This window comes from uncultured Amphritea sp. (assembly GCF_937127095.1).
Taxonomy (GTDB): domain Bacteria; phylum Pseudomonadota; class Gammaproteobacteria; order Pseudomonadales; family Balneatricaceae; genus Amphritea.
Genome location: NZ_CAKZLP010000024.1, coordinates 25,210 through 40,008 on the forward strand (window position 1 = coordinate 25,210; position 14,799 = coordinate 40,008).

General features: G+C 52.1%; 16 protein-coding genes. 7 read left to right on the forward strand and 9 right to left on the reverse strand.

Going from position 1 to position 14,799, the window contains the following annotated elements; translation table 11 throughout:
• The first annotated feature begins 8 nt into the window (after nucleotides 1-8).
• Entirely contained in the window at nucleotides 9-1,160 is a 1,152-nt protein-coding gene (gene argE, locus Q0499_RS05990; protein ID WP_299197236.1) for an acetylornithine deacetylase, read from the forward strand.
• Nucleotides 1,160-2,503 carry an amino-acid N-acetyltransferase gene (gene argA, locus Q0499_RS05995; RefSeq protein ID WP_299197529.1) on the forward strand — a complete coding sequence of 448 codons (1,344 nt, stop codon included), beginning with the start codon at nucleotides 1,160-1,162 and terminating at the stop codon, nucleotides 2,501-2,503. Before argE ends, argA begins: the two co-directional genes overlap by 1 nt.
• Before the next feature lie 66 nt (nucleotides 2,504-2,569).
• Here the strand turns inward: argA and Q0499_RS06000 are convergent, their stop codons facing one another.
• From Q0499_RS06000 to Q0499_RS06030, 7 genes are all read right to left on the reverse strand, one after another.
• On the reverse strand, nucleotides 2,570-3,919 hold the full coding sequence (locus Q0499_RS06000) for an ATP-binding protein (protein WP_299197238.1): 1,350 nt from the start codon (nucleotides 3,917-3,919) through the stop codon (nucleotides 2,570-2,572).
• Nucleotides 3,916-4,608 carry a response regulator transcription factor gene (locus tag Q0499_RS06005; RefSeq protein ID WP_299197240.1) on the reverse strand — a complete coding sequence of 231 codons (693 nt, stop codon included), beginning with the start codon at nucleotides 4,606-4,608 and terminating at the stop codon, nucleotides 3,916-3,918. The genes Q0499_RS06000 and Q0499_RS06005 overlap by 4 nt, the downstream gene beginning before the upstream one ends.
• A 47-nt stretch (nucleotides 4,609-4,655) precedes the next feature.
• Nucleotides 4,656-4,913, reverse strand: coding sequence for a PepSY domain-containing protein (locus Q0499_RS06010; protein WP_299197242.1), 258 nt, complete (start codon nucleotides 4,911-4,913; stop codon nucleotides 4,656-4,658).
• Between the two features lie 75 nt (nucleotides 4,914-4,988).
• Nucleotides 4,989-5,537, reverse strand: coding sequence for a glycine zipper 2TM domain-containing protein (locus Q0499_RS06015; RefSeq protein ID WP_299197244.1), 549 nt, complete (start codon nucleotides 5,535-5,537; stop codon nucleotides 4,989-4,991).
• Between the two features lie 216 nt (nucleotides 5,538-5,753).
• Nucleotides 5,754-5,951, reverse strand: a complete 198-nt coding sequence (locus Q0499_RS06020; protein ID WP_299197246.1) for a DUF2892 domain-containing protein — start codon at nucleotides 5,949-5,951, stop codon at nucleotides 5,754-5,756.
• 87 nt (nucleotides 5,952-6,038) lie between these two features.
• Nucleotides 6,039-6,704, reverse strand: coding sequence for a Crp/Fnr family transcriptional regulator (locus Q0499_RS06025; protein ID WP_299197248.1), 666 nt, complete (start codon nucleotides 6,702-6,704; stop codon nucleotides 6,039-6,041).
• Nucleotides 6,697-6,951 (reverse strand): hypothetical protein, encoded by a 255-nt coding sequence (locus Q0499_RS06030; RefSeq protein ID WP_299197250.1) that lies wholly within the window; start codon nucleotides 6,949-6,951, stop codon nucleotides 6,697-6,699. The genes Q0499_RS06025 and Q0499_RS06030 overlap by 8 nt, the downstream gene beginning before the upstream one ends.
• Nucleotides 6,952-7,157: 206 nt before the next feature.
• On the opposite strand from Q0499_RS06030, the gene ilvD reads away from it, so the two are divergent.
• On the forward strand, nucleotides 7,158-8,993 hold the full coding sequence (gene ilvD / locus Q0499_RS06035; protein WP_299197252.1) for a dihydroxy-acid dehydratase: 1,836 nt from the start codon (nucleotides 7,158-7,160) through the stop codon (nucleotides 8,991-8,993).
• 73 nt (nucleotides 8,994-9,066) lie between these two features.
• On the opposite strand, the gene Q0499_RS06040 is transcribed toward ilvD, so the two are convergent.
• Nucleotides 9,067-9,813: a sulfite exporter TauE/SafE family protein gene (locus Q0499_RS06040; RefSeq protein WP_299197253.1), complete on the reverse strand. Its 747-nt coding sequence runs from the start codon at nucleotides 9,811-9,813 to the stop codon at nucleotides 9,067-9,069.
• Between the two features lie 109 nt (nucleotides 9,814-9,922).
• Entirely contained in the window at nucleotides 9,923-11,158 is a 1,236-nt protein-coding gene (locus tag Q0499_RS06045; RefSeq protein ID WP_299197255.1) for an HDOD domain-containing protein, read from the reverse strand.
• A gap of 268 nt (nucleotides 11,159-11,426) precedes the next feature.
• On the opposite strand from Q0499_RS06045, the gene Q0499_RS06050 reads away from it, so the two are divergent.
• From Q0499_RS06050 to Q0499_RS06065, 4 genes are all read left to right on the forward strand, one after another.
• Nucleotides 11,427-12,260, forward strand: a complete 834-nt coding sequence (locus Q0499_RS06050) for an SH3 domain-containing protein (RefSeq protein ID WP_299197257.1) — start codon at nucleotides 11,427-11,429, stop codon at nucleotides 12,258-12,260.
• Nucleotides 12,261-12,399: 139 nt separating this feature from the next.
• A complete protein-coding gene (locus Q0499_RS06055) occupies nucleotides 12,400-12,618 on the forward strand; it encodes a hypothetical protein (protein WP_299197259.1) in 219 nt (72 codons plus the stop codon).
• 137 nt (nucleotides 12,619-12,755) lie between these two features.
• Complete coding sequence (locus Q0499_RS06060) at nucleotides 12,756-13,160, forward strand: hypothetical protein (RefSeq protein ID WP_299197261.1); 405 nt, start codon at nucleotides 12,756-12,758, stop codon at nucleotides 13,158-13,160.
• A gap of 125 nt (nucleotides 13,161-13,285) precedes the next feature.
• Nucleotides 13,286-14,797: a glycosyltransferase family 39 protein gene (locus Q0499_RS06065; protein ID WP_299197263.1), complete on the forward strand. Its 1,512-nt coding sequence runs from the start codon at nucleotides 13,286-13,288 to the stop codon at nucleotides 14,795-14,797.
• Nucleotides 14,798-14,799: the final 2 nt, after the last annotated feature.

Sequence of the window (14,799 nt, forward strand, 5' to 3'; positions counted from 1 at the left end):
ACACTTCTATGCAGCCCTCCACTCCTGACCTGCTGACCATGCTCACAGAACTGATTGCGACCCCCTCGGTAAGCTGTACAGCAGCCCATTGGGACCAGAGTAATCTGGGCGTGATCGAGAAGCTTGAAACATGGTTATCCGCTTTAGGCTTTAACACTGAGGTGATGGCGATACCGGGACACCCGGAAAAAGCCAATCTGATCGCCACACTGGGCAGCGGCCCCGGAGGGCTGGTTTTATCGGGTCATACCGATACCGTGCCATTTAACGCAGAGCTGTGGAACAGTGATCCGTTTAAACTGACAGAAAAGAATGGTCGTTTCTATGGTCTGGGCACCTGCGATATGAAAGGCTTCTTTCCTATCGCTATTGAGGCCGCACGGAAGTTTGCGGATAAAACCCTGAAACAACCCCTGATTATTCTCGCGACCGCCGATGAGGAAAGCTCGATGAGCGGCGCCCGGGCACTCGCTGACGCGGGCCGCCCGAAAGCGCGCTATGCGGTAATAGGAGAGCCAACCAGTCTGCGCCCCATCTATATGCATAAAGGGGTCATGATGGAGCAAGTGAGAATTAAAGGCCGTGCAGGTCACTCCTCTGACCCTAGTCTGGGAGCCAGTGCACTGGATGCCATGCACTCGGTACTGGGCGAACTGATCAATTTTCGCAAAGAGTTGCAGCGAGATTATCAGAACAGTGATTTCGCGGTGTCAGTGCCTACCCTGAATCTCGGCTGCATCCACGGTGGCGATAACCCCAACCGCATTTGTGGCTCCTGTGAGTTGGAATACGATCTGCGGCCACTGCCTGGGATGTCAGCAGAAAACCTGCGGGAAGCCGTTAGCAAGCGCTTACAACCTCTGGAATCAATGTTTGGCGTTGAGATTATAACGGAATCACTGTTTCCCGGCCTGCCAGCATTTCACAACGACAAGCACTCTGAACTGGTGAGCATGGCGGAAAAACTCACCGGCTATCAGGCAGAAGTGGTCGCCTTTGGCACCGAAGCGCCGTTTCTTCAGGGTCTGGGGATGGATACCATTGTCATGGGGCCGGGCTCCATTGATCAGGCCCACCAGCCCGATGAGTATTTGGCTTTTGATCAGATAAAGCCTACAGTAGCGGTATTGGAACAACTGATTGCAAGGTACTGTTTTTAATCGTGAATACTGATAGCAGCCAATATGTAAACTGGTTTCGTCACAGCTCTCCCTATATCAACGCACACCGGGGGAAAACCTTCGTCCTGATGCTGGGAGGGGAGGCGCTTGCCGACGCGAATTTTGCCAACATCATTCACGATATCGCCCTGCTCAACAGTCTTGGGGTAAAGCTGGTGCTGGTGCACGGCTCACGCCCACAGATCGAAGCCAAACTCGAAGAGCAGAATATCGAAGACCGGGTTCACCACCACCTGCGGGTAACTGACGCCGACACCCTGCGTTGCGTCATCGAGTCAGCAGCCAGCCTGCGGATCGAAATTGAGGCAAAGCTCTCCATGGGGCTAGCCAACTCACCGATGCATGGCGCCAAAATCCGTGTCTGTAGTGGTAACTTTGTCACCGCACGGCCCGTTGGTGTCTATAACGGCGTAGATCTTTGTCATACCGGTGAGGTTCGCAGAGTCGACCGGGAAGCGATTCGGCAGCAACTGAGCATCAATAATATCGTACTGTTGTCACACCTAGGGTATTCACCCACCGGAGAGGTGTTCAATCTCGCCGTCGAGGATGTCGCCACACAGGTCGCGATCAGCCTTGATGCCGATAAACTGATCATGTTTGGTGAGGATGGTGGTGTTCGCGACAGCACCGAAGCACTGCGCTCCGAACTGCTGGCCGATACCGCTGAACGGTTGGTGAATCAGTATATGGCAAAGCATGGGGCTCCTGACCAGGTTCCCTCTGAGCTGTGTCGCCACCTACAGGCCGCGGTAAAAGCATCCAGGCATGGTGTCGCCCGCAGTCACCTGATCAGCTATCGGGAAGACGGCGCGCTGCTGTCTGAGCTGTTTAGCCGTAATGGTATCGGCACCATGGTGATTGAGCATTCCTACGAACAGGTAAGGCCCGCTACGATTGAAGATGTTGGCGGCATTCTCGAGCTTATCCGACCGATGGAGGAAGCCGGAATTCTGGTGCGCCGCTCCCGCGAACTCCTGGAAGCTGAGATCAATCAATTTACCGTGGTGGCCCTTGATGGCGCTATTGTTGGTTGTGCGGCTCTCTATCCCTTTCAGGAAGAGCAGGTAGGAGAGTTAGCCTGTGTGGCTATCTCGCCGGAATACCGTGGCGGTGAGCGGGGCGAAAAACTGCTGGATGCCATTGAGGATGCCGCACGGGAGCAGCAACTTAACCGGCTATTCGTTTTGACCACTCGCACCGCCCACTGGTTTATCGAGCGGGGATTCGAGCCAACAGAGATCAGTAGTCTGCCAAACAAAAAGCGCGAGATGTATAACTATCAGCGTAACTCCAAGGCGTTTGCCAAGCTGCTGGACTAGTACCCTAAGTACTACTTATGCACATAAGTACAGCGGCTTTTACTGCCCTACTCTAAACCGACGTCGTTAATTCAGCGGCATCCGGATAGAGAACAGCGCTCCCCCCAGCGCCGCTTCGCCGATCTCCAGTTCGCCGTCGTAACTACTGAGAATATCGACCGCAACCGACAGACCGATCCCCTGACCCGGCGATGAAGTATCTGCCCGTTCACCGCGTTTAAGAATGGTTTGCCGCAGTTCCGGTGAGATGCCATCGCCATCGTCCGAGATATCGATCTGTAACATCCCCCCGCCATTACTGAAACAGACGGCCACCTGAGTGTTGCCATACTTAAAGGCATTTTCGAGAATATTCCCCAACAGCTCCATCAGGTCCCGTTCATCTGCCGGCAGCTGATATTCGCCATCCAGCGAAAGCGTCACCTCAATATTCTTATCGCGATAAACCTTATTCAGTGCAGCCACCATACGCTCAATGATCGGCGCGACCGGGGTTTTCTTCGCCAGGGTTCGCCCCTGACTTTTGACCGCACGAGACAACTGGTACTGCACGATCTGATCCATACGCGCGGCCTGATCGGTGACCAGGGTCTGGTATTCAGCAAAACTGAGTCGTTCCTGCCGCGCACCACGGATCACCGCCAGTGGGGTTTTAAGACTATGTGCCAAGTCACCCAGGGTGTTGCGATAACGCTCCCGCTGCAGGCGCTCGTTGGTAATCAACAGGTTGAGGTTATCGGTGACCGCCTGAACCTCGGTGGGATATTCGCCGGTCAGTATATCGCTCTGCCCCAGTTCAATGCGCTTCAGGTCGCCGGCCAGATGAGTTAACGGTTTCAAGCCCCAGCGAATCAGCGCGGTTTCCACCAGCAGAAAAAGGAAAATAGCGGCCCCCAGCCAGCCCCACAACTGTGCATTAAAGGCTTTCTGTTCGGTTTTGACCTGATTATCAGACTCCAGGACAGTAAACACATAGTTATGCTCCCGCCCGGCAATTTCCCACAACAGCGCGAACTGGTAAACAAATACATTGTGCTCGGGCAAGTGATAAAATCGAGAGTCGCCGGTATTGAGACCTTCTACCTGCAGCTGATCGACCAGCGCATCGGTCAGCAGCTTGGCCGATTCTGAATACCACACCAGCATATCTCTCCTGTCATGGAGAAAACCATACAGACCGGACTCAACCTGGGCATAGCGGGGTTCCTGCAGGGTGTCAGGGATCATAATCCGATCCCCTTTAAGCTCAGCCGCCCCGAGGATCAGATACACCTGCAGCTTCAGGCGTTCCTCTTCTGCCGCCTCCAGGCTATGGTGAAACGCCTGCTGCAGCGCAAAGCCGGTCAGACCAAAAAAGACCGGTAACAACAGTAACGAAGCGAGCAGCAGACGCGCGCGAAGAGCACGGGGCATCATGCGTTGTTGACAGCCCCTGCAGGCAGTTCAAAGCGGTAACCAAGACCACGCACCGTAGCGATGGGTTGCAGTGACTGATCCGGATCAAGCTTCTGTCGCAGACGGCGGATAAACACCTCTAAGACGTTACTATCGCGGTCAAAGTCCTGATGGTAGAGATGTTCGGTCAGCTCACTCTTGGAGATCACCTTACCGGCATTCAACATCAGATATTCGAGGGTGCGATATTCATAGCTGGTGAGTTTCACGGAAGTCTCATTAAGATAAACATTCCGGCCACTGCTATCCAGCTTCAGCGGCCCAAATTCGAGCATCGGTTTGGCATGCCCCGCAGCTCTGCGCAGCAGGGCATTCAACCGGGCCATCAGCTCTTCGATGTGAAAGGGCTTAACCAGATAGTCATCGGCACCGGCTTCTAACCCCTCGACTTTATCCTGCCAGTCGCCCCGGGCGGTGAGGATAATCACCGGGAAGTTGATATCATTTTTGCGCCAGCCACGGATAACTTCAACACCGGACAGTTTCGGCAAACCGATATCAACCACCGCCAGGTCGTAAGGAAACTCATTACCAAGATAGAGCCCTTCTTCCCCATCTTCCGCTTCCTCAACGGCGTAGCCGCTATCATTCAGTGCCGTCACCAGCTGACGGCGCAGATCCATATCATCTTCAATTACCAGCAGTTTCATTCTCTAACTCCATTCCTGTGGATCGCGGACGCCACCTTAAGGGGATATTAAGGGGATAGCTCCTGACCCGTCTCAGCATCGATCAGTACTGTTTTTACCCGACCATTATTGACCAGTCGGATATGGTGGACTAAACGACCTCCGCGGTTCTGGGTTTCCGCCTTTACCACCTTACCTCCATGATTTTGCTTAGCGGTGGCCGCAGCCTGCTGCAGCGACACCGCATTAGCCGCATAACTCATGGGATCAATTCTGAATTCAGGTTTGAGCTTACCCGCTCCTGCCTCCGCCGTGGTAGCAGTCATAACCACCACGAGCAGCGCAGGAAGTAAATATGAGAAAGCTCTGAACATTATTATCACCAATTATTTACAACTAACTCAGGAAACCGGGCTGACACTCACACGTACCTGAATCCGGTCACCCGGATCACGGTCCATACGGGTCTGATAGGTTTGACCATTATAACGGTAAGTCACTTTATAGCCGGTTACCCGTTCATAATACTCAATATCATGCTGTACATTACAGCGGGTTTCGGTGCGATACTCAACGTTGTTCCCACGATGGGCACTGTTACGGCTGATATCATTGCCAATAGAGGCACCTAAAACCGCGCCTACCACTGCGCCCACCTTTTTATTATCCTGGCCTGCACCCAGTTCGTTACCGATGGCTCCGCCGATAATACCGCCAAGTATAGGCCCGGTGTAAGACTTTCGCTGGTGACGCGGAGTTTCATAACGAACATCCTCTTCCCAACACTCCCGACGAGGAACGCGGCGCTCAGTCTGGATCACAATGGGCTCTACATGTGTTACCCGGGCGTATTCCCGATGATGTTTATTCTCTTTAAAGCGTGAGTCCGCCTGGGCCATTCCGGAAACTAGCCCCAGTGCTATCAGGCTGCCTGCAATTATCTTTTTCATGACTACTCTCCCGTCTCTATTCTTTAGAGTATGTAGCCTATTGTCGTGCCACAGGACTGAACCAATCCTGAACTGGAAATTGTCCGCGTTTGCTTTACCTATCTTTACACTAAACCGTTAACATCAGAGTATTGCGCGGCTATAGAAACGAAAAAACCGGCCTCAGGGGCCGGTTCTTAATCAACAGTCTGTGCTTTCAGTGCATCAGCAAGGCGATCACTTAGCCGCGCATTTTTTACAGGTACTCACACCCAGCACCCGGTACAGCGGGCACCAGCCAAACAGCGCGATGGCAATCACCGGTACACCGATCCATCCCCACACAGTCTGCGGGCCGACAAACACCAGTGCAACCAGCAGCAGACCAACTAAAACGCGCACAGCCTTATCAACAGATCCAATATTCTTTTCCATTTTCCCATCCTCAGAATTCTTTAGCGTTGAACTAAGTATGAGCCCGGAAATACATTAAGTCTGTGACAAAGTCACACAACAGATAAATTAATTCTCGGTGGAGATGCGTTTCAGCGCCTCTTTATTGAGGAACAACACCTGATTGCGACTCAGGGCAACCCACTCTTGCTGCTCAAACACTTTCAACTGGCGGCTGACCACTTCCCGCGCGGTACCCAGCTCATCCGCGATCTCCTGATGAGATGCCAGTAAGATAAAGCCCGGACCGACATGTTCGATCAGATAGCGGGCCAGGCGTTTCTCAATGCGTTCAAAAGCGATCTCCTGCACCAGCCCGATCAGCTTTGCCAGGCGTTCGCCATAGGAATCAAATATAAACCGCCGCAGCCCCTCGGACTCTGTAATCCCGCGTTGAAACTCTGCCAGTGGAATCAGAAACGCAGTAACCTCGGTTTCGGTGATCCCTTCCGCCGGATAGTCCTCGGCGCCCAGCAGACAGGAAGTGGTCAGCACACAGGAGCCCTGGTTTTCAATCCGGTATAGCACCAGTTCACGGCCATTGGCATTGCGCCCCAGCACCTTTACGACACCGGCAACCACAATAATATAATGAGTGCAGGCGTCTCCCTGGTGAAACACCACCTGACCCGCAGGCAGCTCAACTTTATGTGACCGACTGAGGATCCCGAGGCCGGTTTCATCCAGCTGTTGCAGCAGTGGAAATTGTTCAGTCAACAGACCTATATCATTCATCGCCTGCCGACTTATCTGCCGCCTGCCGCCGGGCACGTACCGCCAGCATAATGTAACGAATGTTGTAACTAAAGCCGACCAACAGCGCGATCGGCATCGTCACTAGAAAGACACTGCCCAACGCCGGGGATGCCAGCAACTGCCCCAGCCAGAGACAGAGAATACTAACGATAGCCACCGGCACACCGGTACGCATCATCATTTTCAGCCAGCGATCAGAACGTATCTGTTTTTTATCTAATACCATTACCACCTCCACAGATCTTAATCCGCTAGAATACGATTTTATAACGCGAAACAATAGTCTGCCTTAGTCCCCATAGAGCGCTGAGTGAATAACCATAGGCCAAACAGATATGCTTATTCGCAGGATTGTTAGGTATTCCCGCTTAGACTTTTGCTATAATCCGCGGTCTTATATAAAAATCCACTACAGCCGCAGAGGATCTGTGCATGCCACAATATCGCTCCAAGACCTCCACCGCAGGTCGAAATATGGCCGGTGCCCGCGCACTTTGGCGCGCCACGGGGATGAAGGATGACGATTTTCAAAAGCCGATCATCGCTATCGCCAACTCCTTCACCCAGTTTGTCCCCGGTCACGTTCACCTGAAAGATATGGGTCAACTGGTCGCCCGTGAGATTGAAAAAGCCGGCGGCGTAGCCAAAGAGTTCAATACCATTGCCATCGATGACGGTATCGCCATGGGCCACGATGGCATGCTCTACTCCCTGCCATCACGAGACATTATCGCGGACTCTGTCGAATATATGGTGAATGCCCACTGTGCCGACGCGCTGGTGTGTATCTCCAACTGTGACAAGATCACCCCGGGGATGCTGATGGCGGCTATGCGCCTCAATATCCCGGTGATCTTCGTTTCCGGCGGCCCGATGGAGGCCGGTAAAACCAAGCTATCTGAGCACAAGCTCGATCTGGTTGATGCGATGGTCATGGCCGTTGATCCGAATGCCTCCGACGAGATGGTTGATGCTGTCGAGCGCTCCGCATGCCCTACCTGCGGTTCCTGTTCCGGCATGTTCACCGCGAACTCCATGAACTGCCTGGCGGAAGCGCTGGGACTGGCCCTGCCAGGCAACGGCACAGTACTGGCGACGCACGCAGACCGCAAAGAGCTATTCCTGCAGGCTGGCCGCAGCATTGTCGAGATGGCTAAGCGTTACTATGAACAGGATGATGAATCCCTGTTGCCACGTTCCATGGGCTTCAAAGCCTTCGAGAATGCGATGACGCTGGATATCGCCATGGGCGGTTCAACCAATACCATCCTGCATCTGCTGGCCATCGCTCAGGAAGCCGAAATCGACTTCACCATGACCGATATTGACCGCCTGTCACGTACGGTGCCTCAGCTGTGTAAAGTGGCGCCCAACACACCGAAATACCATATCGAAGATGTGCATCGGGCCGGCGGCATCATGGCTATTCTGGGCGAACTGGACCGGGCAGGCAAACTGCACACCGATACCCCCACAGTGCACGCACCGACGATGAAAGACGCGCTGGACAAGTGGGATATTATGCGTAACCCATCACCCGAGGTGATGGAGTTCTTCAAAGCAGGTCCTGCCGGCATTCCGACCCAGGTCGCCTTTAGTCAGGCAACCCGCTGGCCCACCCTGGATGGTGACCGTGCCAACGGCTGTATCCGTTCGCTGGAACACGCCTTCTCGCTGGAAGGCGGACTGGCCGTGCTGCGCGGTAATATTGCGCTGGATGGCTGTGTGGTAAAAACCGCCGGTGTCGATGACTCCATTCTGGTATTCGAAGGCCCGGCCCATATCACTGAATCTCAGGATGAAGCGGTTGCCAATATCCTCGATGATAAAGTCAAAGCCGGTGACGTCGTTATCGTCCGTTACGAAGGCCCTAAAGGCGGCCCCGGTATGCAGGAGATGCTCTACCCAACCTCGTACATCAAATCAAAAGGTTTGGGTAAAGAGTGTGCACTGCTCACCGATGGCCGTTTCTCTGGCGGCACATCCGGCCTCTCTATCGGCCACGTTTCTCCGGAAGCAGGCGCTGGCGGTGCCATCGGTCTGGTACGCAACGGTGACCGTATCCGCATCGACATTCCTAACCGCACTATCGATGTACTGCTGTCCGATGAAGAGCTGGCTCAGCGCCGTACTGAACAGGACGCCATTGGCTGGAAACCTGTTGAGCAGCGTCCACGTAAAGTATCCGCTGCGCTGAAAGCCTACGCGCTGCTGGCAACCTCTGCCGACAAAGGTGCCGTTCGGGATCTGTCCAAACTGGAAGATTAATTCTCCGGGCAGATCAGCTTCCACAAAAAAGCAGCCATTTCGGCTGCTTTTTTATGCTTTAAATTTAATCTGATTAGCCGCTAAACACCTGCCAGATAAGCCGTAGCGCCAGCGCCGTTACCAGCAAACGGAAGATCAGCTGAAATCGTTCAGCCGGGACTTTTTTCAGAATATGCAGACCGATCCAGGTGCCAACAAACCCTCCGGCAACCATCAGCACAATCAGCGCCAGCCAGTCGGTGAACGCAAACCCTATCAAGCCAAACACCACCATTTTCAGCAGATGCTGGACGGTCATACAGGCCGCAAAGGTGGCGACGGTGCGGTATTTTTCATAACCCAGTCGATGTACAAAGGCCGCTACCAATGGCCCGGTCGCACCCACAAACATCGTCACCAGGGTAGTGCCGGCACCTGCCAGAATCAGACCTGCCGGCGGCATCTCTTTTTTCCCCAGTTTTGGTCCCCAGACCAGAAACAGAATAAATCCGGCCACACTCAGCTGAATCACCTCAACCGGCAGTTGCACCACCACAAAATAGGCGATCACTGCGCCGATCACCGCTCCTGCGAGGAACAAGCGCAGTAGCGACCAGTCGATATATTCCCGGGTGAGTAACGCCCGGTTACCATTAGATCCCAGCTGGACCAGTCCATGCACGGGGATGAGCGCTACGGGTGGCACGGTAGTCGCCATCACCGCCAACAGCAATACTCCACCACCAATACCCATCGCGGCGGTTAACATCGAGGTAAGTGTACTGGTGATGATGAGCAGCAGCGCTGTATCAACACCGATCAGGTCAGGCAGCCAGTTCACAATTACTCCTGTTCAGCCGGTGAAGAAAACATTAAACAACGATTAAGAAAGTTCTGACAGAAATAAAAACGCAGAGCCTGTGCCCTGCGTGTCTTAGAGAGTGAGGATATTATTCCTGCAACGATGCCAGCACCTGATCCGCCCAGCTTAAGCTATGGCGATAGGCCACTTCATAAAACGGTTTGTCTAACAGATTACGCATTTCTGACCATTCTCCGCGCTCATAGTGCTGTACTTCAGTGAGAATTTCGCCCATCTGATTAACCCGGGTAAGAATTGCATTTTTAATCGTATCGTCAAGCGGGATCTGATCCAGCAACACCTGCATCTCAGTGTCCATCATCGCATCAAGCTGAGACAGCAGCCCCACCATGAAGAAGTTGATCGGCAGTGGATAGCCAAGCATCTCGGCCAGCAATTCACACATCCGCCCGCGAATCAGCATCACCCGGGTCAGCTCTACCGGTTTACCCGACTGCCCACTGAGCAAAAACAGGGTTGCCCATTTCTTCACCTGATCCATACCGATCAGAGATATCGCATGGGATATTGATGCGATCTGTTTCGGCGTGCTGAAAGCGGCGGAGTTAACCAGACGCAGAATTTTATAAGTCATCGCCGGATCATTGATAACGATCTGCTCAACTGACTCGGCGGTCGCGGCCGGGTTGTTCAGTTCTGCCAGCAGCTCCAGAATCAACACCTTCGCGCTGCCGAAGCTCTTACCTTTTATGGATACCGGACGGCAGAGAAAATATCCCTGAAACAGATTAAAACCAAATCCTATCGCGCGCCTGAAATCATCCTGACTTTCAACTTTATCTGCCAGCAGATGCACCCGATATGGCTTACAGAAAGTGACCAGTTGTTTAAGTTCGGCATCGTCGTGACGCTGGATATCGATCTTAACCACATGCATAAGATCCAACAGCGGGGTTTGCGCTTTATCACCCGTATAGTGGGTTAAGGCAAACCGATAGCCTTCCTCTTTACGCTGCCGCAGCACCGACAATAGCTCTTTAGAGATACCATCTTCCCGCAGCAGTTCAAAAATAACACTTTCACGCGGCAGATTAGGCAACATGTCTGAAAGCAACATGCTTTGGGTCAGTTTAACAAAAAGCGGCAGATGTTTGGTTTTACCATCGCAGGATGCTACCGCATAATTATTCAGAATCACTGAAGCAGTCGCCTGCTCATCGGAGAACTCCGTCGGCAAGCAGCCATTATCAGAGCGATACAGCAGACTGTAAGCCTGTACATCCTGACTCTTATTAAATACCGGCTGTCTGGCCAACAAAACTGAACTATCTGTCAGCACATCGTCACTTATCGCAATACTCACAACTTATCCCCTGGCAGCATATTAACCCAGTATAACCCAACCTGACTCAGCGTAAGAGATCGCTGAGAAAAAAAACAATGATCTGTTTATATCATCTGTGTCATTAATAATGATGATTTTAAGCCCCCAGTTTAGGTAGTTAGATATTGACCCTACAGTTATTGGGCAATACTCTGACTCTCGCCCGTACAATGGACTTTGGAGCTTTAACCAAAAGCAGAATAGGACAGGGATCGCTAATCATTCTTTTTATTGACTCAAATACTCTATGACCGCGTTGCGCTTTTTTGTTACCTGTCTGGTCCTGCTGAGTTCAGCCCTGCCCCAGTCACTCTGTGCGGCCGAGCGACTCGAGGTAGAGATCCGCTCAACTATCCTGAATATCAGGGAGTTCAGGTCGACTGATAGCCCGGTGGTCGGAGTCGTCAGCGAGGGTGACCGGCTCACGGTTACCACCACCGATCAGCGTGACTGGGTGCGCCTTGACGATGGCCGGGGGTTCATCTCTATCCATTATGTTAACGTCCTGTCACGCACTCCGGTGCTGCTTGCACCGCCAGAGGAAGCAAAAGTACAGACCAAAACAAACGCACAAGCATTAACAACGGTAAGACTAGAGGGGGCTGACGTAACAGATAACACCTCATATCTAACCACCGCGATTGAAACTGAGCTTGAGCCAGCGGAGGAGCCTGTTCCTGATCAAGCCAGCACTGCCGACGAGAGCCCGGCGCTCAAGAGTGTCGATCACAGCGTTGATATTGAATCGGTGAGTAAGACCTGCCGCAAGAACCTGCACACCTTAGAATATGAATTCTGCCAGCTACTTTTCAAACTCAAACTGCCTGACAATCCGGATGCTAACCTGAATGCTGATCCTGGTGCTGACCAGCAGCTTAAAATCACCTGTTCAGCTCAGGCACTGGCAACTGACAAGGACAAGATTCAAACACTGTATGAGCTGAGCAATACCCGCTCAGTAAGTCGTTCGGTGTCTAATACGTCCGTTATCGTCGAATGGTCCCCGGCTACTAAATCGGCTGAAACACTCCATATGGCGCTTAAAGCGGGCCAGTGCCGGGTTGACTTAGCCACCCGCTAAACCTAATTCCCACTCAGATACTCGCGCCGATATAAACGCCATAATTAAACAATTTGCACCTCAAAGGGTACCAATTACGGAATGATATCTTTATAGTAATTAAAACAACTGTTTTAATTACTATAAAGGTTATGCGTTGATGGAACAACGAAGACTTTGCAGTGAGTGTTTTTTACTGGTGCAAAACAAACTCACCGCCACTCATGAAAATCTGCGAGAGCGAAACCATATCTACAACGATACGGTGTATGAATGTAGCAATTGCCGCCATTTACTCCGCTTAACCAATGTCCCCCATGAGTGGAGTATTCTTAGCTATCCTGAGGATGAGACCGACCTTCAAACCCGATCCGCCTGATTTTCCGACTAATACCGCAGCCTTTTAAACGCAGCTATCCCGGTTAACAGTCGGAAGGAGAGAGTAATCCTTATAGTTTTCCTTCACTTCAGTTAATCTGTCAGCCAAAAGATAGCCTGAACAATGGAAAACTCAATATGACATCACCCCATAAAATTCTTTTTGTGTGCCGACACAATGCGATTCGCTCACAGATTGCCGAAGCATTAGCCAATAAAATGGGGCATGGCAAAGTCATGGCCAAAAGCGCCGGGCCTGAGCCACAACCCATTCCTGAACAGATCTCGGTGTGGGTGACTGATCTGAATGGTAGTGAGACCAAGCCGGAAAGCAAAAGCCTTGAGACTATGGCCATGGAGCAGTTTGATACCATCATCACTCTGTGTGACAAAAGCCACGATGCGCTGCCTGAGCTGGCTACCGATCAGCAGCATATCCGCTGGGACTTTAAACATACCGAAGACCCTGAAGCATTACGCCATATGGAGATGGAAATATCTGAGCGTCTGCGTCTGATGCTGCAGGTAAAAGGACTGCTGTAATCATCTGCTTCAGCAAGGAACAATAGCGGACATTTCTTTGCCTGGGGGGGTCTGTTAAACTTACCTCCCCAAAGAGAACACCGGCCTATCGCCGGACTTATAACCTGCCAGTCCGGAACTATAGAATGTCTGCTGTACCACCCGATTCAACCACGCTGTTCACCGCACACCCTTTCCGATGGTTTCTGGCCCTTATCGTTGCACTGTTTTTTTACCGGGAATGGGTTGTCCTGAGTACACCAATCACCCTGTTTTATGATGAAGCATACTATCTCGGCTGGGCGCAGACACCTGACTGGGGTTATTACTCAAAGCCCCCCATGGTAGGCTGGCTGATCGCACTGACCACAGCGCTTTTTGGCAACGCTGAGTGGGCCGTCAAACTGGCAGCCCCACTGTTATACAGTGCTGCGGCAATCATAATTTACCTGACAGCCGAACGCTTTTCGAACGAGAATGCTGTATCACCTAAAGCGGCATTCTTCAGCGGCTCCATCTTTCTGCTCATGCCTCTGATAGGCTTTAACAGCCTGTTTATCACCACTGATGCCCCGCTGATCTTTTTCTGGTGTCTCTGTTTTTATGCTTTTATGCGGGCAAAGGAGAGCAACCATGGATTCTGGTGGCTACTGGCCGGGGTCGCCGCTGGTCTGGGTTTACTGTCTAAATATACCTTCATCATACTGCCAACAACCTTTCTGTTATACGCCGCCATCAGCCCCGCCGGGCGTCAGCTGCTGCTCAATCCGCGCTTCTGGCTAACCTGCCTGCTGGCTCTCAGTTTCCTGCTGCCGAATCTCTACTGGAACTATCAGCACGACTTTATCAGCTTCCAGCATACCGCTGAGATCTCCCACCAGAGCAGCAGCTCACTGAGTGTTAGCCGGTTATTTGAGTTCTGGAGTGGCCAGCTGTTTGTATTTGGTCCGGTTTTCCTGATCTATATGGTTATCCGGGGAATGAAACGCCAGCCCCGCAGCGATATTGAAAAACTGCTCTGGAGCCTCTTCTGGCCAACCTTCGCGGTACTGTCAATTCAGGCTTTTATGGCACGTGCTAACGTCAACTGGGCCGGACCAGCCTACGTCGGCGCAGCCCTGTTGACAGGTTATTACCTGAGTCAGGTAAAAGGCTATCGTTTACTGCTGGCGGGGCTGATGCTTAACCTGCTGTTTTCAGTCGGATTCTATCACTATGGCACGCTGACTAACGCCCTGGGGATAGAGCGTAAATGGGGCACTGACCCCTACAAACGGATACTGGGGTGGCCTGAGTTTGTGCATCAGTTTCAGCCCTGGTTTGATCAGTACCCGGACTACAAACTGTCCAGTGACTCCCGTAAGCTGCTGGCTTACTTTGGTTATTACATCACACCGCAAGACTTTAAAGGGGTAGCCCTCAGTGATGACAGTTATATTGAAGACCACTACGAGCTTCAATACCCCCTTTCCCGAAGCAAGGACACTCAGTTTCTGTTTATCAGTGAACATGACGTAGAAGGCAAACTGAACAGCTATTTCACTCATGTGACGCTGCTGACCGAACAGACTCTGCCTCTCTATAGCAACTTCTCCCGTTCAGCCCGACTGTATAAAGTTAGTGGTTTTAAAGGGATCAAGCAGGTAACGGAACAGTAACA